Origin of the sequence: Herbiconiux sp. A18JL235, assembly GCF_040939305.1 — a bacterium.
In the GTDB taxonomy this organism is placed as follows: Bacteria; Actinomycetota; Actinomycetes; order Actinomycetales; family Microbacteriaceae; genus Herbiconiux.
In genome coordinates, this window is sequence record NZ_CP162511.1 from 411,667 (window position 1) to 437,207 (window position 25,541).

General features: G+C 71.5%; 22 protein-coding genes. 8 read left to right on the plus strand and 14 right to left on the minus strand.

The genetic code is table 11. The annotated features are described in order from the left end of the window. Positions 1 to 138 precede the first annotated feature (138 nt). The 3 genes from ABFY20_RS01915 to ABFY20_RS01925 are packed head-to-tail and all read left to right on the plus strand — an operon-like array spanning position 139 to position 2,494. The gene (locus ABFY20_RS01915) at positions 139 to 897 is read left to right on the plus strand and encodes a molybdenum cofactor guanylyltransferase (RefSeq protein WP_368498263.1); all 759 of its coding nucleotides are present in this window, start codon (positions 139 to 141) and stop codon (positions 895 to 897) included. Further along, positions 894 to 1,181: a DUF6457 domain-containing protein gene (locus ABFY20_RS01920; RefSeq protein WP_368498264.1), complete on the plus strand. Its 288-nt coding sequence runs from the start codon at positions 894 to 896 to the stop codon at positions 1,179 to 1,181. Before ABFY20_RS01915 ends, ABFY20_RS01920 begins: the two co-directional genes overlap by 4 nt. Beyond that, positions 1,178 to 2,494 (plus strand): molybdopterin molybdotransferase MoeA, encoded by a 1,317-nt coding sequence (locus ABFY20_RS01925; RefSeq protein WP_368498265.1) that lies wholly within the window; start codon positions 1,178 to 1,180, stop codon positions 2,492 to 2,494. Before ABFY20_RS01920 ends, ABFY20_RS01925 begins: the two co-directional genes overlap by 4 nt. Before the next feature lie 56 nt (positions 2,495 to 2,550). Here the strand turns inward: ABFY20_RS01925 and ABFY20_RS01930 are convergent, their stop codons facing one another. Further along, positions 2,551 to 4,248, minus strand: a complete 1,698-nt coding sequence (locus tag ABFY20_RS01930) for an FAD-dependent oxidoreductase (protein ID WP_368498266.1) — start codon at positions 4,246 to 4,248, stop codon at positions 2,551 to 2,553. Here ABFY20_RS01930 and ABFY20_RS01935 point away from each other — a divergent pair. Continuing rightward, on the plus strand, positions 4,247 to 4,612 hold the full coding sequence (locus tag ABFY20_RS01935) for a UBP-type zinc finger domain-containing protein (RefSeq protein ID WP_368498267.1): 366 nt from the start codon (positions 4,247 to 4,249) through the stop codon (positions 4,610 to 4,612). The genes ABFY20_RS01930 and ABFY20_RS01935 overlap by 2 nt on opposite strands. Before the next feature lie 94 nt (positions 4,613 to 4,706). On the opposite strand, the gene mnhG is transcribed toward ABFY20_RS01935, so the two are convergent. The 6 genes from mnhG to ABFY20_RS01965 are packed head-to-tail and all read right to left on the minus strand — an operon-like array spanning position 4,707 to position 11,025. Continuing rightward, complete coding sequence (gene mnhG / locus ABFY20_RS01940; RefSeq protein WP_368498268.1) at positions 4,707 to 5,081, minus strand: monovalent cation/H(+) antiporter subunit G; 375 nt, start codon at positions 5,079 to 5,081, stop codon at positions 4,707 to 4,709. Continuing rightward, positions 5,081 to 5,344, minus strand: coding sequence for a monovalent cation/H+ antiporter complex subunit F (locus tag ABFY20_RS01945; RefSeq protein ID WP_368498269.1), 264 nt, complete (start codon positions 5,342 to 5,344; stop codon positions 5,081 to 5,083). Before ABFY20_RS01945 ends, mnhG begins: the two co-directional genes overlap by 1 nt. Further along, on the minus strand, positions 5,341 to 5,913 hold the full coding sequence (locus ABFY20_RS01950; RefSeq protein ID WP_368498270.1) for a Na+/H+ antiporter subunit E: 573 nt from the start codon (positions 5,911 to 5,913) through the stop codon (positions 5,341 to 5,343). Before ABFY20_RS01950 ends, ABFY20_RS01945 begins: the two co-directional genes overlap by 4 nt. Then, on the minus strand, positions 5,910 to 7,508 hold the full coding sequence (locus tag ABFY20_RS01955) for a Na+/H+ antiporter subunit D (protein ID WP_368498271.1): 1,599 nt from the start codon (positions 7,506 to 7,508) through the stop codon (positions 5,910 to 5,912). Before ABFY20_RS01955 ends, ABFY20_RS01950 begins: the two co-directional genes overlap by 4 nt. Next, positions 7,505 to 8,017 (minus strand): sodium:proton antiporter, encoded by a 513-nt coding sequence (locus ABFY20_RS01960; RefSeq protein WP_368498272.1) that lies wholly within the window; start codon positions 8,015 to 8,017, stop codon positions 7,505 to 7,507. The genes ABFY20_RS01955 and ABFY20_RS01960 overlap by 4 nt, the downstream gene beginning before the upstream one ends. Beyond that, the gene (locus ABFY20_RS01965; protein WP_368498273.1) at positions 8,014 to 11,025 is read right to left on the minus strand and encodes a Na+/H+ antiporter subunit A; all 3,012 of its coding nucleotides are present in this window, start codon (positions 11,023 to 11,025) and stop codon (positions 8,014 to 8,016) included. The genes ABFY20_RS01960 and ABFY20_RS01965 overlap by 4 nt, the downstream gene beginning before the upstream one ends. Positions 11,026 to 11,114: 89 nt before the next feature. Here ABFY20_RS01965 and pdxY point away from each other — a divergent pair, with 89 nt between their 5' ends. From pdxY to ABFY20_RS01985, 4 genes are all read left to right on the plus strand, one after another. Then, on the plus strand, positions 11,115 to 11,966 hold the full coding sequence (gene pdxY, locus ABFY20_RS01970; protein WP_368498274.1) for a pyridoxal kinase PdxY: 852 nt from the start codon (positions 11,115 to 11,117) through the stop codon (positions 11,964 to 11,966). A gap of 54 nt (positions 11,967 to 12,020) precedes the next feature. Further along, positions 12,021 to 12,947 carry a hypothetical protein gene (locus ABFY20_RS01975; RefSeq protein WP_368498275.1) on the plus strand — a complete coding sequence of 309 codons (927 nt, stop codon included), beginning with the start codon at positions 12,021 to 12,023 and terminating at the stop codon, positions 12,945 to 12,947. Positions 12,948 to 13,014: 67 nt separating this feature from the next. Next, entirely contained in the window at positions 13,015 to 14,088 is a 1,074-nt protein-coding gene (locus ABFY20_RS01980) for an alpha/beta hydrolase (RefSeq protein ID WP_368498276.1), read from the plus strand. Between the two features lie 3 nt (positions 14,089 to 14,091). Next, positions 14,092 to 16,149: an acyl-CoA thioesterase/BAAT N-terminal domain-containing protein gene (locus ABFY20_RS01985; RefSeq protein WP_368498277.1), complete on the plus strand. Its 2,058-nt coding sequence runs from the start codon at positions 14,092 to 14,094 to the stop codon at positions 16,147 to 16,149. On the opposite strand, the gene ABFY20_RS01990 is transcribed toward ABFY20_RS01985, so the two are convergent. The 7 genes from ABFY20_RS01990 to ABFY20_RS02020 all read right to left on the minus strand — a co-directional run bounded on the left by ABFY20_RS01990 (position 16,125) and on the right by ABFY20_RS02020 (position 25,525). Then, positions 16,125 to 17,000, minus strand: coding sequence for a fumarylacetoacetate hydrolase family protein (locus ABFY20_RS01990; RefSeq protein ID WP_368498278.1), 876 nt, complete (start codon positions 16,998 to 17,000; stop codon positions 16,125 to 16,127). The genes ABFY20_RS01985 and ABFY20_RS01990 overlap by 25 nt on opposite strands. After that, on the minus strand, positions 16,997 to 18,535 hold the full coding sequence (locus ABFY20_RS01995) for a M81 family metallopeptidase (protein ID WP_368498279.1): 1,539 nt from the start codon (positions 18,533 to 18,535) through the stop codon (positions 16,997 to 16,999). The genes ABFY20_RS01990 and ABFY20_RS01995 overlap by 4 nt, the downstream gene beginning before the upstream one ends. After that, positions 18,532 to 19,797 carry an aspartate aminotransferase family protein gene (locus ABFY20_RS02000; protein WP_368498280.1) on the minus strand — a complete coding sequence of 422 codons (1,266 nt, stop codon included), beginning with the start codon at positions 19,795 to 19,797 and terminating at the stop codon, positions 18,532 to 18,534. The genes ABFY20_RS01995 and ABFY20_RS02000 overlap by 4 nt, the downstream gene beginning before the upstream one ends. Before the next feature lie 175 nt (positions 19,798 to 19,972). Next, positions 19,973 to 20,773, minus strand: a complete 801-nt coding sequence (locus ABFY20_RS02005; protein ID WP_368498281.1) for an IclR family transcriptional regulator — start codon at positions 20,771 to 20,773, stop codon at positions 19,973 to 19,975. Positions 20,774 to 20,877: 104 nt separating this feature from the next. Beyond that, the gene (locus ABFY20_RS02010; protein WP_368498282.1) at positions 20,878 to 23,712 is read right to left on the minus strand and encodes a hypothetical protein; all 2,835 of its coding nucleotides are present in this window, start codon (positions 23,710 to 23,712) and stop codon (positions 20,878 to 20,880) included. Positions 23,713 to 23,759: 47 nt separating this feature from the next. After that, entirely contained in the window at positions 23,760 to 24,635 is an 876-nt protein-coding gene (locus tag ABFY20_RS02015) for a carbohydrate ABC transporter permease (protein ID WP_171706298.1), read from the minus strand. Beyond that, positions 24,632 to 25,525, minus strand: a complete 894-nt coding sequence (locus ABFY20_RS02020; RefSeq protein WP_368498283.1) for a carbohydrate ABC transporter permease — start codon at positions 25,523 to 25,525, stop codon at positions 24,632 to 24,634. The genes ABFY20_RS02015 and ABFY20_RS02020 overlap by 4 nt, the downstream gene beginning before the upstream one ends. Between the last annotated feature and the right edge of the window lie 16 nt (positions 25,526 to 25,541).

Below are 25,541 nucleotides of genomic sequence, written 5' to 3' on the forward strand. Positions count from 1 at the left end.
GGGTATCACGCGGTGCCGCGGGGAGCAAGGTGGCGTCGGGCCCGCTTCTGTGGGGGGCTGGTGTGCTGTGTACCAGGCGGGGGTCGCGCCCGGCGTCGAGTTGAGTGTCGAGTCGGGTGTCGAGCCTAGGGTGGAGACATGCACGTCGACGTGATCGTCTTGGCCGGGGGCCGCTCGTCGCGCCTCGACGGTGTGGCGAAGGCGTCGCTCGTGGTGGGCAGCACGACCCTGCTGCAGCGAGCGGTGGAGGCGGGCCGCGGGGCCGTCGCCGTCGGTGAGGGCGGCTCGCCCGGCACCGGCGGCAGGGTCGTCGTGGTCGGCCCAGACGACGAGACCACCGCGCTCGGCGACACCCTCCGCGACCCGCGAGCCTCGTCCTGCGCGGTGCTGCGCACGCGCGAGGCGCCGCCCTTCGGCGGCCCGGCGGCGGGCATCGCAGCGGGGCTCGCCGCCCTCTCGGGCCCGCCCGCCCCGGCGGCCGCGGGGCCCGCCGCCGCACGTGCACCGCTCGTCGCGGTCATCGCCTGCGACCACCCCCGAGTCGACCGTGCGCTTCCGGCAGTGCTCGCGGCTGTCCTCCGTGACGGCGCCGACGAGTCCATCGACGCGTGGGCGGCGCGCGGGCGCGACGATCGCCTCCAGCCCCTCCTCGCCGTGTACCGTCGTGCCGCCCTCGATCGTCGGGTCGCCGCCGTCCGCCGCGAGCGCGCCCACGGCCTCGACGGCGCCTCGATGCGCACCCTGACCGAGGGCCTCACCTTCGCCCCTGTGCCCGTCCCCACCGTCGACACCGCCGACATCGACACCTGGGCCGACGCCGCCCGCTTCGATGCGACGCCGCCCACCGCATCCGTCGCCGCCGGCGACCACCCGACGCACTCCGGAGGAGCACGATGACCACCCCCACCGACGACACCGCCGCCGAACTCGCAGGGTGGGCCGCGCTGGCCTGCGAGGAGCTCGAGATCAGCGGGTTCACGCCCGACGTCACGGCCGTGCTCGACCTGGCCGGCGTCGCGGCGCACGCGGTGCGGCGGCCTGCCGCGCCGGTCACCACGTACCTGCTCGGCATCGCCGTGGGCCGGGCGATGGCCGCGGGGGACGACCCGGTCGAGGCCGAGGCCCGCGCCTCGGCGGCGCTCGCCGCCCTCGCCGAGCGGCACGGCGGTCGGCGGCCGTGACACGAGCCCACCGCCCTGCGTGCGATGCACCCCGAGCCGACACGCGCACGCCCACGGCGACGACCTGGCACGATGCACGGCGCCTGGCACATGAGGCGGGCGCCGCCACCGCCGCGGCCCACGGCGCCGAGTGGACCGAGCAGGTGCCGCTCGCCGAAGCCCTGGGGCGGGTCGCTGCACTCGACGTCGTCGCGCGCACACCGCTGCCGCACTTCGCGTCATCGGCCATGGACGGCTGGGCCGTGTGCGGGCCCGGCCCGTGGCGGCTCCGCCCCGATGCTCCGCCCGCAGACTCACCGCAGGTGCTCGCTCCGGGAGACGCCGTCGACGTCGTCACCGGGTCGCTGCTCCCCGAGGGCTGCGACGCCGTGCTCCGTAGCGAGAACGGCCGGATCCGGATGCTCGACGGCACGCATCCCGTGCTGCACCGCGCCCCGTGGTGTCCCGCCGACGAACCCCGCCCGGGGCAGCACATGCGGGCCGCGGGGGTCGAAGCATCCGTCGGCGACGTGTTGATCACGCGCGGCAGTGTGCTCGGCCCAGTGCACTTGGCCGTCGCGGCGGGGGCCGGATGCGACACCCTCTCGGCCAGGCGACGCCCCACCGTCGCGCTCGCGTTCACGGGTGACGAGGTCGTGACGCAGGGCTCGCCCCTCGCCGGTCAGGTGCGTGACAGCTTCGGCCCGTCACTCCCCGGCATCGTCGACGCCCTCGGCGGCGAGGTGGTGACGCTGGAGCGCGTCGGCGACTCCGCCGGCTCGACGACGCTCGCGCTCGGCCTGAACCCCTCCTCATCGGGCGGCGCACGAGAGCCCGTACCGGCGCCCGACGTCGTCGTCACCACGGGCGGGACGGGCGCCTCCGCCGCCGACCACGTGCGCGCGGTGCTGCTCGAGGCCGGTGCCGAGTTCGTCGTCGACGGCATCGACGTGCGGCCCGGCGGCCCGGCGTTCCTTGCCCGTACTCCAGACGGCCGCTGGTTCGTGGGGCTCCCGGGCAACCCGCTCGCCGCCCTGCTCACCTGCACGACCCTCCTCCACCCGCTCCTCGCGGGCCTGCTCGAGAGGCCCCTCGCGGCGCTCCGCGAGATCGAACTCGGAACGCCGATCGACCCGGCCCGGTCTCACACCCTGCTCCGCCCCTTCACGCGTCATCCCGACGCAGCGCGCCCGGGGGTCGACCTGGCGTTCCCGACACCCTGGCACGGCGCCGCCATGCTGCGCGGCCTCGCCGACGCCGACGGCGTGCTCGTCGCGCCCGGTGAAGGCGCCCACGCGGGCGCCCTTGCGCGCTACCTGCCCCTGCCCTGGTAAGCAGCGGGCCCGCCCTCGACCGACTCGCGCGTGGGCATGAGCGGGCAGCGCCTGCGTTAGGCGCGGGCGCCGATGGCCTGGTGCACCGAGCGCACGGCGCTCGCGCCCTCGCCGACGGCGGCGGCGACGCGCTTCATCGAACCGGCGCGCACGTCGCCCGCGGCGAACACCGCGGGCACGCTGGTCTCGAAGGCGAGCGGCGCCCGCCCGAGGATGCCGTACGCCGCCGGCCACTCCGACTCGTCGCGGCCGAGGAGGCCGTCGGTGAGCACGAAGCCGGGTTCATCGGTGAGCAGCTGATCGCCGAGCCATGCCGTCGAGGGCGCTGCGCCGATGAAGCAGAACAGTCCGCGGCACTCCTGGTCGACGGATGCTCCGGTCGCCCGGTCGGTGAGCGTCACGCCCGCGAGCTGCACCCCCGAGGCGTCGCCGTGCAGCGCGGTGACCTCGGTGCGCGTGCGGATGGTGACGCGGCGGTGGGCCTTCAGCCGATCGACGAGGTAGGCCGACATCGTGGCTCCCAGCTCGTCGCGGCGGGCAGCGATCGTCACCGACGCCCCGCGCTCGGCGAGGAACAGCGCCGCCTGACCGGAGGAGTTCGCACCGCCCACCACCGTCACCGCACTGCGCCCGCAGGCCTTCGCCTCGAGCTCGGTGGCGGCGTAGTAGATGCCCGCGCCCTCGAAGTGCGACCATCCGGGCAGGGGGAGGGTGCGGTACTGGGCGCCGGTCGCGATCACCACGGCACGCGCCCGCACCACCTCGTCGTCGTCGAGCGTGAGCTCGAGCGGCCCGCACCCGGTGTCGAGCCGCACCACCTTGCACGGGCTGTAGAGGCGGGCGCCGAACTTCTCGGCCTGCACCATGGCGCGGCCGGTGAGCTCGGCGCCGCTGAGGCCCGAGGGGAACCCGAGGTAGTTCTCGATGCGCGAGCTCGACGCCGCCTGGCCGCCGGTGGCGACCGCCTCGAGCAGCACGGTGGCGAGCCCCTCCGAGGCGCCGTACATGGCGGCGGCCAGCCCGGCGGGGCCGGCTCCGATGACGGCGAGGTCGAGCATCCGTTCTGATGACCCCCGCGGCACGGAGATGCCGACGTTCTCGGCCAGCACCCCCGGGGTGGCGTTCTTCAACACGGCGTCGGGGAGGATGACGGCGGGCAGGTCGTCGGCGGTGAGCCCTGCTGCGCGCAGCAGCGAGTGGCCGTCGACGCTGTCGCAGTCGAACCAGGCGTGGGCGAGCTGCTGCCGCGCCGCGAAGGTGCGCAGGGCGAGCGCGCTCGAGGAGTAGGCGCTGCCGATGATCTCGATGCCGCGAGCGCCGGCACTGCGCTGGAGCTTGCTGCGGCGGGCGATGAAAGCGCGCAGGAGGAGGTCGGAGAGGTCGGGCTCGTCGGCCATGATGCGGCGGAACGCCTCCTGCGACACCATCACCATCTCGCCCGCCTCGGCGACGCGCGCGTCGAAGAACACGCGCTGGCCGGTGAGCAGATTGAGCTCGCCGAGGAAGTCGTGGGCCTCGAACCGGGCGAGCACCTCCTCCGGCGCATCGACGGTGGCGGCCTGCACGAGGTCGACCGACCCCGAGCGGATGACGATGAGGTCGGGCGCCGCCTGTCCCGCCGCGAACAGCACCTCTCCCGTCTCGCGGTGCGCCGAGTCGCCGTAGCCGGCGAGACGCTCGAACTGTTCCGGCGTGAGCTCGGGGTGCGAGGCGCGCACCAACTCGTTCCATTCCCGCGCCGCGGCGTCGTCCATGACGTACGATTTTACCGTGACAGCCCTCCGCGGAATCGACCCCCTGGCCACCCCGAGCGGCCCCGGTTGCGCCGATTGCGACCCTGAGCACGGGTGGTGGTTCCACCTCCGCCGCTGCGCCCAGTGCGGACACATCGGATGCTGCGACTCCTCACCCTCGCAGCACGCCACCGCGCACTTCGCCGAGACCGGCCACCCCGTCATCCAGAGCTACGAACCCGGAGAAGACTGGTTCTGGGACTACGAGACCGCCTCCGAGACGGAGGGCCCGCACCTCGCCGCCCCCACGCACCACCCCCTCGACCAGCCCGCCCCCGGCCCCCGCGGCCACGTCCCCGCGAACTGGCAGTCCCTCCTCCACTGAACCGCCCTCACGCGGGCGCCTGGACGCCGGCGATCAGGCCTCCCACAACGCGGCCTCGGCGTTGTCCAGCATTGCTCGATGCCGACAGGCTGACCTAGAGCTGCGGCGCGCCGTCAGATGCGGAGCGGGGCTCGCGCGGCGGGTCGGTGGGGGTGTACTCGTCGACGATGAGGATGTCGCGGCGGAAGTGGTTGGTGCGGTATGCCGCCCGGCCCGCGAGATGCGCCGAGACCGGGGCGGTGAGGCTCTGGAAGAAGACGATGGCGACGGCGAGCGTGATGGTGCCGGCCGAGGGGTTCGACACGGCCACGTCGGCCGAGATGGCGATGAGTCCGAGAATCTGCGGTTTCGTCGCGGCGTGCAGGCGCGACAGCACGTCGGGGAAGCGGATGAGGCCCACCCCGGCCGCGAAGCACATGAGGGCGGCGAGCAGCACCAGCACGGCGGTGATGACGTCACGGATGTCCATCAGGTGTCGTCCCTCGACGAGATGAAGCGGGCGACGCTGACCGAGCCCACGATGCCGAACAGGGCGAGCCCGAGCATGACGGGCAGGTTGTCGGTGTGCCGGTTGATCGCCATCTCGGCTCCGATGGCGATGATCGCGGTGGCGACCAGCACATCCGAGGCGATGATGCGGTCGAGGGCCGATGGGCCCGTGATGATGCGGTAGAGCGCACCCACGGCGCCGGCGGCCATGAGCGCTCCGGCGATGACGATGACGACGATCACGATGCCGACTCCTTTCCGGCGCCGGCATCCGCCGTCTTCTGCTCCTCGGCGCGCAGCCGCTCGAGGTCGTCGCGCGACCCGCCCGCGAGGATGATGCGCCGCTCGGTCGACAGCACGTCGCGCTTGAGCTTCGGGATCTGATCGGCAGACGTGACGTTCAGCGAGTGCAGGTACAGGATCCCCTCGTCCCGATCGAGATCGAGCACGATCGAGCCGGGCACGAGGGAGACCGCCTCCCCGGTGAAGGTCATGACGAGGTCGGAGCGGCTGCGCAGCTGCACCGCGATGATCGCGTTCGACGGTCGGTAGCGCGGGTTGATCGCCACCCAGGTGATCTGCAGCGACGCCACGACGATGTCGACGAGCAGACGCCCGAACATCACGGCGGCCCAGAACAGGTTGAGCCGTCCGCTCAGCCGCACCGCAGGCAGATAGAAGGTGATCGACACGAGAAGGGCCAGCAGCACGCCGATGAGCAGGTTGATGACGGTGAACTCGCCCCAGAGCAGCATCCAGAGCAGCACCAACCCGAGGAACGGGACGACACCGGAGGCGATCACGGCTTTCACGGCGCACCTCCCGGGAAGACGGAGTCGACGTAGTTCGCGGGGGTGACGACGTTGATCGCCGCCCGCTGAGTGAGGGAGAACAGCGGCCCGGCGAACACGGTGAGGCAGAGGGTCAACACGATGAGGCCCGTCGTCGCGCCCGTCATGAGCTTCGAGGTGCGCACCGGAGCGAGGGTTCCCGTCTCGGTCACGGTCGCCGTCTTCGTGGTGCCGCGGTTCGCATCCGGGCTCTCCTGCAGCGACTCGATGAGGGGCGACTCGTAGCCCTCGACCTCGTCTTTCGACCGCCAGAACGCCATGTTCCACACCCGCATGAGGGCGTAGAGGGTGAGCAGTGACGTGACCGTTCCGGCCCCGATGAGCACGTAGACGAGCGGCGATGGGCTCTGCGCACCGGCTTCGAACAGTCCGACCTTGCCGAGGAAACCCGAGAACGGCGGGATGCCGCCGAGGTTGAGGGCCCCGATGAAGAACAGGGCGGCCACGAACGGCGCCTTGCGCAGAAGCCCGCCGAGCTTCGTGATGGAGGTCGAGCCTCCGACGCGTTCGACGAGTCCGACCACGAGGAACAGCGCGGTCTGCACGGCGATGTGGTGCACGATGTAGTAGATCGTGGCGCCCATGGCGAGTTCGGTGCCCAGGGCGACACCGAAGATCATGTACCCGATGTGGCTCACCAATGTGAACGACAGCAGTCTCTTCACATCGGCCTGGGCGAGCGCGCCGAGGATGCCGATGAGCATCGTCAGCCCGCCCACGATGAGCAGCGGCACCATCAGCGGAACGTCGAAGAACAGCAGCTTGTCGGTGCGGATGATCGCGTACACGCCCACTTTCGTGAGCAGGCCCGCGAACACCGCGGTCACCGGCGCGGGCGCCGTCGGGTAGGAATCCGGCAACCAGAACGACAGCGGGAACACCGCCGCCTTCACCGCGAAGCCCACGAGCAGCGCCGCGCAGAGGATCGCCTGCACGTCGAGCGGCAGATCGCCGAGACGCTCCGACAGCAGTGCCATGGTGACGGTTCCGGTGGCCCCGTAGATCAGCGCGATCGCGCCGAGGAACAGCAACGACGACACCAGGCTCACCACCACGTAGGTGACGCCGGCCCGGATGCGCGACCCGGTTCCGCCGAGGGTGAGCAGCACGTAGCTGGCCGCGAGCAGCATCTCGAAGCCCACGTACATGTTGAACAGGTCGCCCGCGATGAAGGCGTCGAACAGGCCCGCCGACAGGATGAGGTAGGTGGGGTGGAAGATCGACACCGGGGTGTCGCGGTCGCGGTCGGCGATGCCCTGGCCCACCGCGAACACGAGCACGCCGAGCAGCATCAGGGCCGAGACCACGACCATGATCGCCGACAGCCGATCGACCACCAGCACGATGCCGAAGGGCGGTTCCCAGCCGCCGACCCGCACCACCACCGGGTCGCCGGTGTTGTCGACGTAGCCGAGCAGCACGGCGGCAGCCGCCGTCACCGCGGTGAGCGCCGTGACGGAGATGGCGATCTGCACCCTCGGGTAACGGCCGAGGATGAGCGTGAAGGCCGCCCCGACGAGCGGGATGAGCACGAGCAGGGGTGCCAGGGCGTTCATCGCATCACGTCCCTGTCGCGTTCGCTCGGATCGACGTGGTCGAGGTCGTGCTCGTCGTCGTCGTGATCGGCGTCCTCCTCCAGAACCTCGAGCACCGCGGCGTCGTCTCCGCTCAGCCCTGCGTGGAACTGCTCCGCCTGGTCGGCCGAGATGGCGTCCTCCTCGTCCTCGTCGCTCATCACGTCGTCGCCCTCGTCGCCGAGGTTCGACAGCCACCAGGAGCGGTAGATGAGGGCGAGGATGAACGCGGTGACACCGAAGTTGATGACGATCGCGGTGAGCATCAGCACCTGGGGCACCGGGTCGACGATCTCTGCGCCCGTCGTGCCGTCGTCGATGATCGGCGATGCTCCGGAGCGGCCCGACATGATGAAGATGAGCAGGTTCGTGGCGTTGCCGACGAGCAGGAAGCCGATGAGGATGCGCGTAAGACTGCGCTCCAGCATCACGTAGACGCCGGTGCCGTACATCAGCGCCATCAGCACGATGAGGGTGAGGGAGGCGTTCATCGGGGGCCACCTCCTCCCGGGGCGGTGCCGGCGGTGACTGCGCCGCGCTCGGCCTCGTCGGCGACGACCGAGTGGCCGTCGGCGTCGTCGTCTCCCGAACCGTCGCCGCCGGCCTCGGCCTCCGCCTGCTGCCGGTCGACCTCGCCGCCGAGGGCGCGCAGGATGTCGAGGATGACGCCGACCACCACGAGGTACACGCCGATGTCGAAGATGGTGGAGGTGCCGAAGGAGACGTAGCCGAGCACCGGCAGCTCGGTGGAGAAGTAGGCGGAGGTGAGGACGTCGGCGCCCAGGAAGAGCGAGCCGATCGCGGTGCCGGTGGCCAGCAGCATCCCGACGCCGAGCAGGGCGCCAGGGCCGATGGGCAGCGCCTCGCCGAGCTCGTAGCGACCGCCGGCGAGGTAGCGGGCGATGAGCGCGAGACCCGCGAGCACGCCGCCGGCGAAGCCGCCGCCCGGTTCGTTGTGGCCGGCGAACAGCAGGAAGATCGACACCACGATCGCCGGGTGGAAGATGAGCCGCACGAGCACCTCGAGAATGAGCGAGCGGTTCACCGGCGACAGCGTCTTGCCGCCGAGCAGCCACGAGTGCTGACGGTCGTCGGGCGCGTCGTCGGAGGTGTGGGGGTCGTTCACGAGCTTCACCCGGGCCGTGCCCTGCCGGCGGCCCTTCGACTCGCGGAGCCTCGGAATGGTGATGTTGCGGCCGGTGACGAAGAGCAGGCTGGCGACGCCGGTGGCCACCACGATGAGCACGGAGAGCTCGTTCATGGTGTCCCAGGCCCTGATGTCGACGAGCATCACGTTCACGACGTTCAGCCCGTGGCCCTCCTCGACGGCGAGGCGGGCCAGTTCTTCGGCCATGCTGCCGGCCTGCCGCGCCCCCGCGGCGACGTAGCCCACCACACCCATCGTCGCGCCCACCAGCACGCCGATCACGATGCGGCGGCCCCGGCGCACCGGCCTGTTGTGCTGAGCGATCTTCGGGGGGAGACGGCGGAGCACGAGGATGAACACCACCACCGTCACCGTCTCCACGAGCGCCTGGGTGAGGGCCAGGTCGGGCGCGCCGTGGAAGGCGAACAGCACGACGAGGCCGAAGCCGGTCGCGCCCACCAGCAGCACGGCGGCGAGGCGGTGGGTGGCGCGCGCGGCCATCACGGCGGCGACGCCCATGGCGGCGGCGACGAAGACCTGCGCCGGATAGTCCCAGAGCACGAAGGTGTCGGGCCAGGTGCGGTTGAGGGCGGTCGTCGCTCCCAGGCAGATGACGAAGACCATGAGGATGGTGCCGATGTACTGGGGCAGGCCGCCCTTCTGCGCGAAGACCGTCGTGCGCGCGGCGAGGGCGTCGACCCCGCGCACGATGCGGAGGTAGTCGCGGGCGGCGTCGAAGGTGTGCGGCACCTTGCGCTGCAGGCGGGCGAACGGTCGTCGCAGGGCGAACAGCACGAGCCCTGCGGCGATGATGAGGGCCGAGATGCCGAGCGCCGGCTCGAGACCGTGCCAGAGCGCGAGGTGGTACGGGCCCTCGCCCGCCACGTAGGCGAAGTCGTGGGGCACGGTGTCGGCGTAGGGCTCGAGTGCCTTGCCGAGCGGGGTGGCGAGAAGGCCTCCGGCGATCGTGGCAACGGTGAGGATGAGCGGGGCGATCAGGATGAGCGGGTCGGGCTTGTGCTGCGGCGCCGGCTGCTCGGCCGGCTGCACCTGCTTCTTCGCCATGAACGCTCCCCAGAAGAAGCGGGCGGAGTAGGCGACGGTGAGCACGGAGCCGAGGGAGACGCCGACGAGCGCCAGTATGCCCCAGACGGAATGCGATTCGAGGAGGGAGGTGAGCACTGCTTCTTTCGCCACGAAGCCGAGCAGCGGCGGCAGCCCCGCCATGGAGGCGACGGCGATGAAGCCGACGGTGGCGAGCACCGGGCGCCGCCGCCCGAGACCGGAGATCTCGCGCAGGTCGCGGGTGCCCTCGTCGTGGTCGACGATGCCGACGACGAGGAAGAGGGTCGCTTTGAACAGGGCATGACCGAGCAGCAGCGCCGCTCCGGCGAGAGCGGTGTCGCGGGTGCCGAAGCCGACGACCACGGTGAGGAAGCCGAGTTGCGACACGGTGCCGTACGCCAGCAGCAGCTTGAGGTCGTACTGGCGGAGCGAGCGCCAGGCGCCGAGCAGCATGGTCCAGACCCCGAGCGTGACGAGCACGGGGGTCCAGCCGGGGGTGTCGACGAAGCCGGGGGCGAGGCGCGCGATGAGGTAGATGCCGGCCTTCACCATGGCCGCGGCGTGCAGGTAGGCGCTCACCGGGGTGGGGGCGGCCATCGCGGCCGGCAGCCAGAAGTGGAACGGCGCGATCGCCGACTTCGACAGCGCCCCGGCGAGGATGAGCATGATGGAGGTGGTGACGAGCGCGCTGCCCTCCGGCGGCGCCGCAACGAGCTCGGCGAGCGATGTGGTGCCGGCGTCGACCGTGAGCAGGATGATGCCGACCAGCATCGCGAGCCCGCCGAAGGTGGTGACGAGCAACGCCTGCAGTGCGGCGCCTCGGCTCTCCTTCCGGGCGGTGTAGTGGCCGATGAGGAGGTAGGAGAGCACGCTCGTGATCTCCCAGAACATGAACATGACGTAGATGTCGTCGGCGGTGACGAGCCCGTACATGACGCCGGCGAAGGCGAGCAGGAGAGCGGCGAAGCGCCCGAGCTGCGGCTCCCGGGGCGAGAAGTAGCGGGCGCAGTACACCAGCACGAGCGCTCCGACGCCGAGCACGACGAGCGAGAGCAGCCAGCTGAGCGTGTCGACGCGGAACGAGAGGGCGATCGACAACTGCGGAATCCACGGCAGCATCTCGGCGACCGAGCCGCCCTCGAGCACGACGGGCGCCTGCGTGAGCGTGTAGACGAAGGCTCCGGCCGGCAGCGAGGCCACGAGGTAGAAGACCCGGGTCGACAGGATGCGCGTGAGGAGGGGAGTGAGCGCCGTCAGTCCTGCGAACAGCAGCAGGACAACGATCACGCGGACTCCTCAGGTCGGGGAGAGGGCAGGTACCCCAGTCTACCCGGCCTGACGGCAGACCCTGTCGCCATCTGGGATATCGTCGAGGGATGAAGGTGCTCTCCATCCAGTCTGCGGTCGCCTACGGGCATGTCGGCAACTCGGCGGCGGTCTTCCCCCTGCAGCGCATCGGGGTCGAGGTGCTTCCCGTCTACACGGTCACTTTCTCGAACCACACGGGGTACGGTGCCTGGCGCGGACCGCGCATCGCCCCCTCCGACGTGCACGAGGTGATCCTCGGCATCGAGGAGCGCGGCGCCTTCCCGAGCGTCGACGTCGTTCTCTCGGGGTACCAGGGCGACTCGGGTGTCGCCGACGTCGTGATCGACGCCGTGCGCCGCGTGAAGGCCGCGAACCCCTCGGCCGTCTACGCCTGCGACCCCGTGATGGGCAACGCGGTGTCGGGGTGCTTCGTCGCCCCCGAGATCCCCGACCTGCTGCGCGACCGGGTCGTGCCGGTCGCCGACATCATCACCCCCAACCAGTTCGAGCTCGGCTACCTGACCGGCACCGAGCCCGCCTCGCTCGAATCGACCCTCGACGCGGTCGACCTCGCCCGCAACATGGGCCCCTCGGTGGTGCTCGTCACCAGCGTGGAGCGCCCCGACCGCGAGCCCGACACCATCGAGATGCTCGCCGCCGACGGCGACGAGGGGTGGCTCGTGCAGACCCCCCGCATCCCCTTGAAGGCGAACGGCTCGGGCGACGTCACCGCCGCCCTGTTCACCGCCCACTACCGCGAGACCGGGAGCCTGCAGACCGCGCTCGAGCGCACCGCATCGAGCGTCTTCGACCTCATCGAGGCCACGCACCGCTCCGGCGAGCGGGAACTCCGCATCGTGGAGACGCAGGAGGCCTTCGCCCACCCCCGCCTGCAGTTCACCGCTCGCCGCGTGCGCTGACACGCGTCGCCCGCCGGCCCTCTCGTGCGGCGCGCCCCCGGCTAGGCTCGCGGCATGAGTTCCATCGCGGTACACGAAGTCGGTTCGCGGGGCGAGGGCCCCTACTCGGTGGCGATCACCGACGACGGGGCGGTGTGGTGCACGCTGGTGCACGCGGGCGCGGTGGTGCGGGCAGTGCCCGGGCGGCCCGGTGCTGCCGGAACGGATGCTCGGCTGCCGTTCGAGCGTACGCAGGTCTCCGTCGCATCCGGGGTGGGCCCGATGCAGAGCTCGCAGGTGGTCGCCGCGGGTGAGGACACCGTCTGGGTCTCCGACACCGGCGGCGACGCGCTCGTGCTGGTGGGGCCGGCCGGCGTGGTGCGCCGCATCGACGTTCCGACGCCCGAGGCCCAGCCGTTCGGCATCGCCTCGCAGGCCGACGGCACGGCCTGGTTCACCGAGCTGGGGCGCGACGCGCTCGGGCACATCGACCTGTTCGGGCGGGTCACCGAATTCCCGTCGGGCACCGACGAGGGCTTCGTGTCGATGATCGCCTCCTCCGGCGAGAGCCTCTGGTTCACGGCGAACCAGGCCAACGCCATCGGCTACATCAGGGGCGGCGACTCGGCGGTGCAGCTGTTCGAGATCCCCACCCCGCACTCCGGGCCGGTGGGCATCGTCGTGGGCGACGACGGGGCGGCCTGGTTCACCGAGATCCTCGCCGGCGCCGTCGGGAGGGTGGACAGGCAGGGGAAGTTCACCGAGCATCCGCTGCCGTGGCCGGAATCGAAGCCGCACGCACTCTGCGTCGACCCCGCCGGCGGCTTCTGGGTGACGCTCTGGGGGGCGAACGAGCTCGCCCACCTCGACGTCGACGGCACCGTCGAGCTCATCGACCTCGCTCCCTCGGGGCACGAGGAGCCCCACGGCCTCGCCGTCGACGCCTCCGGCACCGTGTGGGTGGCGATGGAGACAGGCGCGCTGCTCGCCGTCGCCCGCTGAGCGGGGAGCGCCCACACCCCCGTGGAGGGGGATGACCCGCGCCGGGCCCTCTCGCTAACCTCGAGTCATGATCGACGATCGACTTCGTTCTGTTCCCGAGGGTCTCACCGACGTCAGCGTCGTGGTGGAGCTCGATCCGCTCGCCGACGTCGATCCCGGCGACCCCTCGCTCGTCGACTACCGCATCATCGCGAACAACCGGGTGCCCGCGGCGCTCCGCGACATCATGATCGCGCCCGTGCGCACCGGGTACATCGGCGCCGACCGGGTGAAGCCCGACCCGGCGCTGGTTCCGCCGAGCGGTGCGGAGGCGGTGCCCGAGGTCGACGTCGACGAGGTCTTCCTGCCGGTGCGCGACGGGGTGGTGCGCTCTCTGGTCTACCGACCGCGCTCGGCCGCGCCCGACGAGGCACTGCCCGTTGTGCTCTACTTCCACGGCGGGGGATTCACCGTCGGCTCCTGCGACGACACCGACTACCTCACCCGGCGCATCGCCGTCGAGAGCGGTGCGCTCGTGGTCTCGGCGGGCTACCGGCTCGCGCCCGAGCACCCGTTCCCCGTTCCGCTCGACGACGCCATGGATGTGTATCGCTGGCTGCGCCTCGAGGCCGGCCGTCTCGGCGGCGACCCGGCGAGGGTCGCCGTGGCGGGAGACTCGGCGGGCTCGAACTTCGCGGCGGCGCTGCCGCTGCGGGCGCGAGACGAGGGCCAGTCGGTTCCGGATGCGGTGGTGCTGCTCGGCGCGTTCGTCGACTTCCAGGCGGAGCGGTACCCCTCCTTCACACGGCTGGCGCCCCGCGGGATCGTCTACGACAGCGCCTTCTTCGGGTTCATCCGCGGTGCGTACCTGCCGACCGTGAGCTGGGCGCATCCGTGGGCCAGCCCGATCGAGGGGGAACTCGGCGCCTACCCGCCCACCTTCCTCACCGCGGGCACGCACGACCCCATCGTCGACTCGGCAGCCGAGTTCGAGGCGCGGCTGCGCGCGAAGGGCTGCGACGTGACGGCGCTGTACCCGGAGGGTCTGCCGCACGGCTACTACTTCTTCCCGGGCATCCACGCCGCCGAGCAGGATGCCGCCTACTCCCAGGCCGCGCGCACGCTGCGCCGGTCGTTCGGTACGAGCGCTCAGGAGGCGTGAGACATGTTCGGGTTCGTGACGGCGTTCCTGCCGTGGGTGGTCTACTGGATCCTCATCGGCAACGCGACCTACCTCATCGCCGTGGCTGTCGCGTTCGCCGTGGCCGTCGCGCTGTTCCTGGTGCAGCTCATCAGGCACGCGCGGCCGGGGTCGCTCGAGGTGGGCGGTCTTGCCTTCTTCGCGCTCTCGCTCGTCTCGGCCTTCGTGCTCGACGACGCCGTGGTGGAGCGGTGGCTGCAGCCGGCGAGCAACGGCGCCCTCTTCCTGATCGCGCTCGTGGGGGTGCTGGTCGGCCGGCCGTTCGTGCGCGACGCCGCCCGGTCGACCGTCGATGCGGCGACCGCGGCCACCGACGGGTTCCGCTACATCACCACAGCGATGACCTGGATGTGGGTGGCGGTGTTCGGACTCATGACGGTGTCATCGCTCATCCCGCCCCTTACCGAGGGTTCGGCCACCATCCGCGACGACGCGAGCACGCTCTCCATCGTCTGCTACTGGGTGGTGCCGTTCACGCTGTTCGGGGTGGCGGGGACGGTGTCGGCGGTGTTCCCGGGGTGGTTCGACCGGGCGACCGGGCGGCTCGACGCGGCTGCGGCGGCTGCCGCGTCGGCGCCCGCGGCGGAGGAGCCCGCGGTGGAGGAACACGGTGCGGAGGAGCACGGGGTGGCACCCGCGTCGACCGCGGTCGGCGAACCCGACTTCGCTCCCGGAGGGGTGCGCGTCGAGGCGCCCGCCGAGAGCCTCTACTCCGACCCTTTCCCCGTCGTGGTGGAAGGGCTCCCTTCCGGGCGGCGCGTCGAGGTGGTGTCGAGCTGCGCCGATCTGCTCGGGCGGCGCTGGGCCGCGGCCGCGGTGTTCGATGCGTCCGCCGACGGTCGTCTCGACCTCGCCACGACCGCACCCCGCTCGGGCGACTGGTCGACGGCAGCGCCGGGGGTGGCGGTCACCGCGCTGCGTTTCGCCCAGCCCGGCCAGGTGCCCGATCTGTTCGTACCGCCCGTCGACGCCCTGCGGGTGACGATCGAGGTGCGTGAGCCCGGGAGTTCAGGCTCACCCCTGGCGCGGCGGACGGTGCTGCGCCTTCCCGCAGCCGCGGGCGTGTCGGTGTCGGAGGTCGACGTCGACGGCCGGCGCGGGTTGCTCGCGCTTCCCGCAGCCGACGGAGTGCACGAGCACCCGGCGGTGGCCTGTTTCGGCGGATCGGAAGGCGGCGTCGACTCGCTGCGGCTGGCCGCGACGCTGTTGGCCAGCGCGGGATTCGTCGCGCTCGTCACCGACTGGACCGATGCCGACGAGTCGGGCGCCCCCGTCATCTCGCGCATCCCGCTGGAGCGCTTCGGCGCCTCGCTCGATTGGCTGCGGGCTCGCGCCGACGTCGACTCGGCACGCGTGGCCGGCTACGCGATCTCGCGCGGGGCCGAGGGCCTGCTCGCCGCCGCAGCGGCGGGTGCGGCGCGAGCCGATGCCTACGTCGCCCTCAGCCCGAGCTCCACGCGCTGGCAGGCGGTGGGTGACGGCGGGGAACAGGCCGGCGTCGGGTCGTGGACCCTCGCGGGCAGCGAGCAGGGGTGGCTCCCGGTGCGTACCGGTGAGCTCGTGCCCCAGCTCGCGCGCAACGGATGGCGGCTGCGCCGCGACGCCGCGCACGACCGTCCCACCCTGCTGCGTCTGCGCCCGGCCTACGAGGGCGGGTTGTCGCACGCCGGGCGGGTGGAGCGCGAGGCCGCGCGCATCGTCGGCGAGCGGATCGCGGCGCCGCTGTTCGTGGCGGCGGGCGCCGATGACGCGGTGTGGCCGTCGGCGTCGATGGCGGCCGAGCTGATGCGCGCCCGGCGCGACGAAGGGGTCGCCGGTGCCGATGCCCGGCACGAGTTCCCCCACGCCGGGCACCTGCTGCGCCTCGGCCTGCAGCCCACCGACGCGCTCTTCACCGGCGGCATCGAGCTGGGCGGCAGCCGTGAGGGACATGCCGCAGCAGAAGCCCAGCTCTGGCCGGCGGTCAGGGGTTTCCTGCAGTCGGCCGTCGCCGCCGCTCAGCGGGAGGCGACGACGAGCTGACGCTGGGTGCCGAGGCGGTCGATGCCGAGGGTCATCACGTCGCCGGCGGCGAGGTAGACCTGAGGGTTCAGGCCGAGGCCGACGCCGGGCGGGGTTCCGGTGTTGATGAGGTCGCCCGGCTCGAGCACCATGAACTGGCTGATGTAGTGCACGATGACGAAGGGGTCGAAGACCATCGTCGAGGTCGAGCCGGTCTGCCGGCGCACGCCGTTCACGTCGAGCCACATGCCGAGGTCGCGTACCTCGGGCACCTCGTCGGGCGTGACGAGCCAGGGGCCGGCGGGGTTGAAGGTCTCGGCCGACTTGCCCTTCAGCCACTGACCGCCGCGTTCGAGCTGGAAGGCGCGCTCGCTGACGTCGTTGACGAGCGCCCAGCCGGCGATGGAGTCGCGGGCGTCGTCGACCGAGTCGAGGTAGCTCGTGCGGCGGCCGATGACGATGCCGAGCTCGACCTCCCAGTCGGTCTTCGACGAGCCGCGGGGCAACCGCACCTCGTCGTCGGGACCGACAAGGGTGTTCGGTGACTTGGTGAACAGGATGGGCTCGTCGGGAACCGCCTGCCCGCTCTCGGCCGCGTGGTCGGCGTAGTTGAGCCCGACGCAGATGATCTGGTGGGGCCGCGCGATGGGAGCGCCGACGCGCTGACCGGCGAGGGGTTCGGCCGCGACACGCCCGGCTCGTACGGCCTCGACCCGCTCGGCGACGACGGGACGGATGCGGTCGAGACCGCCCGAGCCGAAGAACTCCTCGTCGAAATCGCCGACGAGGTCGGAGAGGTCGAGGTAGGTGTCGTCGTCGACGAGGGCGGCCGGCTTCTCGGCCCCGGGCGCTCCGATGCGCAGCAGTCTCATGCGGTGTCTCCTTGTGCGGGTGCGGGTACAGGGGTAGATGCGCGGTCGGCGACCGGCGAGAAGGGCGCCCCGGCGCGCGGCGTCTGCGCGGGCAGCACCGTCACCGGCTCTGTGACGCGCGGCAGCACACCTGGGTCGACGGGGCAGGCGCCGGGGGCGTCGACCTCGATGGTGAGCGCGGCGATGTCGCCGTAGGCGGCCCGCCAGGCGAGCGCACCCTTGGCGACGATGATGCTCGCGCGCGCCGGGTCGATGCCGAGCGAGGTCACCTGCTCGCGGTGGAAGGGGGGCGTGGCCCGCTCGGTGACCACCACGGTGTTGCCGGCGACGCCGAGCACCGCGGTGCGGCCCATCTCGAAGCGCACGCCGGCCGCCCACGACCCCTCGGAGACGTAGGTGCCGTCGGAGAGCGACACCACCTCGGCGCGCAGCGGAAGCGGGTCTCCGTGCAGCGAGTCGGTCTTGCCGCCGAGCGCGCAGTCGATCTCGGCGCCCTCGCCCGCATCCCACGCCTGCGCCACCACCTCGGTATCCGCGATGACGGCGAGCCCCTCGGTGGTGCCGCTCGCCAGCAGCTCGCGGAGGATGACCGTGCCGTCTCCGGCGCTGCCCGCCCCGATGTTGTCGGCGACGTCGGCGAGCACCACCGGGCGCAGCCCGCTGTGCCTGGCCCGCATGACAGCCTCGTCGGCCTTGGGCAGCTCGAGCCGGAACTCCCCGGCGCCCTCGGCGGCGAGAACACGCTCGGCGAGTTCGCCGGCGAGCCCCTCCGCCTCGGCGCGACGGGCGACGGGGGCCACCACGAGCACCGAGATGCCGGCGCGCTCGGCGTCCTGATAGGCGAAACCGGCAAGCACGGAGATGCGCGCGAGTCCGAGTTCGGCAGCCCGCGCGTTCCCCTCCGCGATCAGCCGGCCGAGCACGCCGTGCTCGGTGCCCTGCACGAGCGGGCAGCTGAGCACGGGCACCTTGGCGACGCTGGTGGCGAGGCGCTCGCCGCCGAGCATCCGGTCGATCAGCGCCACCGCCTCGAGCCCGCACTCGCGCATGTCGACGTGGGGGTAGGTGCGATAGGCGATGACCGCGTCGACTTGCGCGGCGAGTTCGACCGAGGGGTTGCCGTGCAGATCGAGCACGGCGGCGATCGGCACGTCGCCCACACGGGCGCGGATGAGCTCGGCCACCCGCGCCTCGACGTCGGCTTCGCCCACGGCGACGGTGGCGCCGTGGAGGTTGAGGGCGACGGCGTCGAGCGGGCCCGCCGCCTCGAGCGCCTCGTCGAGCCGCCGCAGCAGCTCGGCCATCGCATCGGCCGGAGTGCAGCCGGAGGGCCACGCGCCCGCGGCGAACACGGGCACCGCCCGTTCGCCGAGCGCCTCGAGCATTCCGCCCACCACCGAGGAGGTGCCGGCGTGGGCCGCGAGCAGTGCCTCGCCGGTGAGCAGCTCGTAGTCGATCCACTGCTGCAGCCCGGCGAGGCGGGCGGAGTACTCGTTGGTCTCGTGCCAGAAGCTGACCACCCCGACCCTGGTCATCGAGCCGCCAATGCGCTGTCGACCCGGTCGAGGGTCTCGGCTACGTCGTCGTCGGTGTGCGCGGCCGAGACGTACCAGATGCCGCGGCCCGCCACCCAGACGCCGTGCTCGGCGAGCTGGGTGCTGAGAGCGGCGTAACCGGCCAGGTCGCGCGAGGTGAGCCCCCGGTAGTCGTGGTACTCGCCGTCGGGGCCGCCGAGCGACGCGTGGAAGGCCATCGGCAGGCCCTGCAGGTGCAGCGGCAGCCCGTGGCGTGCGGCGAGACGGGCGAGCCCTTCCCGAAGAGATGTGCCCACCCGCTCGAGTTCGGCGTACGGCGGGTTCTCGCGCAGGCGGGTCATGGTGGCGGCCACGGCGGCGCAGGCCATGACCGAGGAGTTGAAGGTGCCGGAGTGGTTGACCTCGCCGGTGCCGAACATGCCCATCAGGCGCTCGGAGCCGGCGAGCGCGGCGACCGGCCAGCCGCCCGCGATCGCCTTCCCGTAGGTGGCGAGGTCGGGCACCACGCCGGTGAGGCCGACGGCGCCCTGCGGCCCCACCCGGAAGCCGCTGATGACCTCGTCGAAGATGAGCACGATGCCGTAGCGGTCGCACAATTCCCGCGCTTTCTGCAGGTAGCCGTCGCGGGGGAGCACGGCGCCCATGTTGAACATGACGGGCTCCATGATGACGGCGGCGATCTCGTCGTGGCGGGTGGCGAGCAGCGACTCGAGCGCGTCGGCGTCGTTCCAGGGGATGACGATCGAGTCGCCGAGGTGGCTGGCGAGCTGGCCGGCGCTCGCCGGAACCTCGGGGTCGGGCCCGAGCAGCACGTTGTCGAGCCATCCGTGGTAGTGGCCCTCGAAGCGCACGAAGCGCGTGCGGCCTGTGGCGGCGCGGGCGAGACGCAGCGCTGCTTGAACGGCCTCGGTGCCGGTGAGGCCGAAGCGCACCCTCTCGGCCCAGCCGAGGGTGGTGAGCACGCCGGCTGCCGCCTCGATCTCGAGCGGATGCTCTGCACCGAAGACCATTCCCCGAGAGACGGCGAGGGCGACGGCGTCGTTGATGTCGGCGGGGGCGTGGCCGAGGAACATCGGGCCCTGGCCGAGGAGGTAGTCGAGGTAGTCGTTGCCGTCGACGTCCCAGAGCCGGGAGCCCTCGCCACGGGCGAAGAACACCTTGGGCGAGGCGAGTCGCACGTTGGAGTGGACTCCACCGGGCGTGAGGTCGAGGGCCTGCGAGAAGAGCTCGGCTGAGGCGGTTGAGGTGCGTGTGTCTGACATGGTCTCTCTTCGGTCGCGGGGTGACAGCAGCGATGCTAGCCGTGAGTTTTTTGTAGTGCAAGCAGTATGTTCTGCAATGCGAGCATGTGCGAAGCATGCAGCACGGAGCACCCCCACCGGCAGGTGCCGTGGGGGTGGAGGGATCGGCCGGCGCGGGCGCGGCGACCGGGCGGCGCTAAAGCGCGCCGGCCGCCGTCTGCATGAGCCCGGCGCCGAGCGACTCCTCGAGCTTCGCCGCCGACTCGCGCAGGCTCTCGGCGATCTGAGCCGCGAGGGCGTCGTCGATGCGGGCCGTCGGCCCGGAGATGCTGAGCGCGGCGACGGGGGTGCCGTCGACACCCGTGATGGCCACCGCGATGCAGCGCGAGCCGATCTCGTTCTCCTCGGCGTCTTCTGCCCACCCGGCCTCGCGCACCCGCTCCATCTCGGCGAGCAGGCCGTTCAGGGTGGTGATCGTGCGGCTCGTGCGACGCTCGCGCGAGGCGGGCGGGAACAGGGCCTCGACGGTGTCGTCGCTCAGCCGTGCGAGCAGGGCCTTGCCCATGGCCGTCGAGTGGAGCGGGTCGCGCGCTCCCGGTTTCGATGCCATGCGCAGCCCGTGCTCGCTCTCGACGATGTGCACGTACTCCACCGTGCCGCCCGCGAGCCTCCCGAGGTTCACGGTCTCGCCGAACTGATCGCGCAGCCGCGTCATCGCGGGCTGGGCGAGCGAGACGAGGTCGACCCGTGAGTCGAGGCGCGACAGCAGGGCGAGGAACTGCTCTCCGATGTAGTACTTCTTGCTGTCGGGATGCTTGCTGAGCCAGCCCCTGCCCTCGAGCGTGGTCGCGATGCGGAACACCGAGCCGCGGCTGACACCCGCCGCCGCGGCGAGCTCCGTCAATCCCAGTCCGTTCGTACCCACCAAGGCCTCGATGACGTCGATGGCCTTCACCAGCACTCCGACGTCGTAACGTCGTGATTCGTCGTCGGTCACGATGCTGTCCTCTCCTGGGCGGGCGGCTCTGGGCGCGGTACATCGCAGACCATGCCGCTTCCATAGTGACACGCGCTGCGCGCATCCCGAGCATCAGGGGCACCTCACGCGATCACCCGCGCCGGCTTGGCGAGCAGGTGCCGCAGCAGGGCCGCGGCGGCGGGGTCGTCGACGCAGTCCCAGACGTGCGCCTGGCACACGACGGTCGACCCGTAGCGGTTCTTGAACTCCTGCACCGCCCAGTACTGCAGCCGGGGGCCCGTGCTCGCCCAGCCGGGCGACTGCCGGCCGTCGGCGGCCAGCACGGGGTGGGTGACCACCCTGCCGTCAGGGGTGGGCCAGCGACTCAGGTCGTCGGTGCGCAGGCCGCTGTCGAGAAGCGAGAACTCGGCGTGCGCGAGCTCGGTGTGCAGGTCGCCCGCGATGACCGCCGAGACGGACGGGCTCGTCCACCCCACGTCCTCACCCGCGGGGCGCTCGAGCAGCACCAGCCGGCCGCCGCGCGCAACACGTTCGATCAAGGTCTGCCGTGTCTCGTCGTCGAGCGGGGCTCCCGGGGTGACGACGACGGTGGCCGCGCCGGGCGCCCACGGCACCACCTCGCCGAGCCAGCCACCGGTGCGCTCGGCGAAGCCCTCCACGTCGCCCAGCACGGCCACCTCGAGGTCGAGGGGCTGCAGGGCGGGGCGCGCCTCGAAGGCGGCTCGCAGGGTCGTGTACTCCCGGTCGTCGAGATGCACCGCGACCTCGACCTCGTGCCGGCCCGGTTCGGTGCCCTCGACGAAGACGATGGGCCCGGCGTCGAGCGAGCTGTGGGGCTCGACCGCTCGTGAGACCTCGCCGCCGCCGACGTGCACTCCGTCGCGCGTCACGGTCCATCGGGCGCGCAGCCCGACGCGCTCGGCGAGGTCGTTGTAGAGCCACAGTGTGCCGCTCGCCGCAGACCCTTCGAAGACGCGCTCGGGCAAGCCGAGCAGCTCCGCGGCCACGGGGCGGTAGGCCTCCCGAAGGGCCTGGAAGGCGGCGGTGGGCTCACCTGCGGCATCGACGATGGCCAGATCGAACCACGAGTTGTAGAGATAGTCGGTGGGTTGCCGGAAGTAGTGCTGGATGCATCCGTTCGACGCAGCACGGTCACGACGGATGCGACCCGCCTGCCGCGAGAGCACGCGGGCCTGATGGGCCTGCGAGGCCGCCCGGGTCGACTCGAAGTCGGGGTGACGGCCGACGGCACGCTGCAGCAGGTCCATCGTTCCGCCGATCACGTGGGTGCGTGCGGCTTCGGCGTGCCACGCCTCTGCGGGCGAGGCCGGAAGGGGGAAGGGCGAGTCGTCGATGCGGTGGGCGCGCGCGGTGCGCTGGAGCGCCTCCCAGGAGGGCGCGCCCCCTGCTCCGAATTCCGAGATGATCGCCTTCGTTCCCTCGCCCTCGAACGCGATCGCCGAGAAGGTGCTCGCGGAGGTGCCGTCGAAGTACCCCGGGTACTCGTGGAAGCTCTGCGGGGTGACCTGCGGGCGCGTGGGCCCGGAGTGGTCCTGCACGACAAGTAGGGAGTGGCCGAGCTCCTCGACGCGTTCGGCCGCGCGGGTGACGAACTCGACGTCGCTGTCGTGGAAGGGCTCCCACATGTGCATCTCGTTAGGGAACGAGAGCACCACCACGCTCGGGTGCCGGCGCACGAGCCGCAACAGCTCGGCGACCTGCTCCACCTCGGGGTCGAGGTCGTCGCGCACCGGTTCGAAGCAGTGCCATTGCAGGGGAGCGTCTTGATAGATGAGGATGCCGAGCTCGTCGGCGCAGCGGTAGAACAGGTCGGGCAGTACCGAGACGTGGACACGCAGCACGTTGGCGTTCAGTGCGCGCAGTTCGAGCAGGCGCTCGAGCAGCAGCTCACGATCGCCCGACCAGGCGGGCTCCCAGAGGTCGCCGATGGTGGTGGTGCCGCGCACGAACAGGGGTGTGCCGCCGAGCTCGAGCGAGCCGTCGGCGAGGCGCTCGAAGCGGCGCACCCCGGTGCGCTGGGCGTGCCGGTCGAGCAGCTCGCCCGCCCGGCGCACCTCGATCTCGAGCACGAAGAGCTCGGGGGCGACAGGCGACCACTCGGGCAGCGCCGGCGGGTCGAGGGTGAGGGTGTGCCGGCCTGCGGGGTCGCCCCCCAGCTCGGTGCTGGTCTCGGCGAGGACGGTGCCGTCGGATGCAGAGCGCAGCAGCACCTGCAGGGTGGCGGTCGCATCCTCCCCGGCCGCGGCGGCCGAAGCCCCTGTCTCCAGTTCCACCTCGACGACCACGGCTGCATCGCCGAGCCGGCACCACGCATCCGTGATGCCGATCGCAGGCAGGGCCTCGAGCCGCACGGGCTGGAGCAACCCCGTGCCTGCGGTCGGCAGACCCTCGCACACCGAGCCGAGACCCTTGCCGTGCGCGTCGCCGGCGTTCGGCGCACTGTCGGTGCCGTCCCACGTCACCGAGTCGACGGCCCGCCTCGTGACGACGTCGATCTGCACCTCGTCGCGCCCGGCCCGGTCGAAGCGTGCGGAGAACGGTGCGAAGTACCCGCGGTGGTGGGCGAGCGCGACACCGTCGACGAACACCCACGCTTCATAGTCGGCGGCCCCCACGGTGAGGTTCAGGGTCTCGCCGAGCCCGTCGATGTCGCGCGCCGTGCTGCGGAAGTGGAGGTAGGGCGCGATCGCGGTGTGCGGAAGCTCCACCGGCGCGAAGTCGTCGTCGCCGCGGGCGTCGGCGACCGGCGCGCCGTCGCCCGGGGTGAATGTCTCGAGGGTGCGCACCCGCCACTGCAGCTGCACCCCGTCGCGGGTGGGGCTGTCGTCGAAGGCGCTGGGCGGGCCGGCGGCGGCGGCGAGGCGCGCCACCTCGGCGGCGAGCTCCGCGCCGGTCGTGATGGCGTGCGGGGCGTTCCAGTCGATGGTCTCGTTCATCGTCGCTTTCGGGTTCGTCGTCTCGTGCGGGGTCGTCGGGTGCGGGGTCACTTCACGGCGCCCAGGGTGAGGCCGTTGCGCAGGTACTTCTGCATGAAGAGGAAGAGGATGATGAGAGGGATGATCGACAGCAGCGACCCGGTGATCACCAGCGGGTACATCACGGTGCTGCCGGCCGCGGGGAAGGTCGCCTGGTTGTTCCACCCGGTGAGCCCGAGGGTCACGGGGTACATGTTCACGTCGTTCAGCACGAGCAGCGGCAGCAGGTAGTTGTTCCACGTGTTCACGAACGAGATGAGGAACACCGTCGCGAGCCCCGGCGACACGATCGGCAGCACGATGCCGCTGATGATGCGCGGCTCCCCCGCCCCGTCGACGCGAGCGGCGTCGAGCAGCTCGTCGGGCACCGCCGACGCGGTGTAGAGCCGCATGAGGTAGAGGCCGAACGGGCTGGCGATGGAGGGGAGGATGATCGCCCACGGGGTGTTCACGAGACCCGCGCCGCTCAGCATCTGGTAGGTCGGGATGGCGAGCGCCGTGGTCGGCACCATCATCGCCGCCATGATCGTCCAGAACAGCGCCGACCGCCCGCGGAACTCCCACTTCGCGAAGGCGTAGCCGGCGAGGAAGCAGACCAGGGTGGCGCCGAGGGCGCTCGCCGTTGAATAGAGGAGTGTGTTCCCCATCCAGCGCAGGAAGATGCCGTCGCGCTGCGCGAACACGTCGACGATGTTCTGCCAGAGCTGGGGTGTGTCGGAGAACCAGAAGCCGAAGCTCGTGTAGAGCTGGCTGTTCGACTTGGTGGCGTTGATGACGAGCCAGAGCATCGGCGCCAGGATGTACAGCGCGAAGCCGATGAACACCACCGTCGCCAGCGCGCTGGTCGGGTCGCGGTCGATGCGGCGGGAGGTGCGGATGCTCATGAGTCGACTCGATTCGCCTTGCGGGTGATGCGGAGGTACACCAGGGCGACCAGCCCCACCAGCGCGGCGAGCACGAAGGAGAGCGTCGCCACGTAGTTGAGCTGCCGGCCGGCTCCCGCGAGGGTGTAGGCGTACAGGTTGGGGGTGAAGTCGTTGGGGATGGAGGTGGGCGCGAGCGGCTGCAGCACGAACGGCTCGGTGAACAGCTGGAGCGACCCGACGATGGCGAAGATGACGACCATGGTGACGATGGGCGCGACGAGCGGCACCTTGATGCTGAGGGCGATGCGCCAGGTGCTCGCGCCGTCGAGCCGAGCGGCCTCCACCACATCGTGGCCGATGGTCTGCAGGCCCGTGTAGAAGATGATCATGTTGTAGCCGGCCCAGCTCCACAGCCCGATGTTCACGATCGACCACAGCACCGCGTCGTCGCTCAGCAGGTTGGGGCCGGGGAGGCCGAGCTGTTCGGCGACGAAGTTGAGCGGGCTGATCGAGGGCCCGTAGAGGAACCCCCACATGAGCGTCGCGATCACGCCGGGTACGGCGTAGGGGAGGAAGAAGACGAGCCGGTACAGCCCGCGCGTCTTCACCGCCTTGGCGTCGAGCACGAGCGCGAGGCCGAGCGGCACGATCACGAGCAGTGGCACGAAGACGAGCGCGTACAGCACGATGCGCCCGAAGCCGGCCCAGAAGTCGCTGTCGGTGAAAGCCTTGACGTAGTTGTCGACACCGACGAACGACACCCCGCCGATGAGCCGGTCGACGAACAGGCTGTTGTAGAGGGCGAGCAGGATGGGCGCCACGACGAAGACGACGAAGGCGACGACGAACGGGGCGACGAGCAGGTACGGGATGAGCCGTCGCCTGCGGGCCGATGAGCTGACTGACATGGTGATCTCCTTCTCA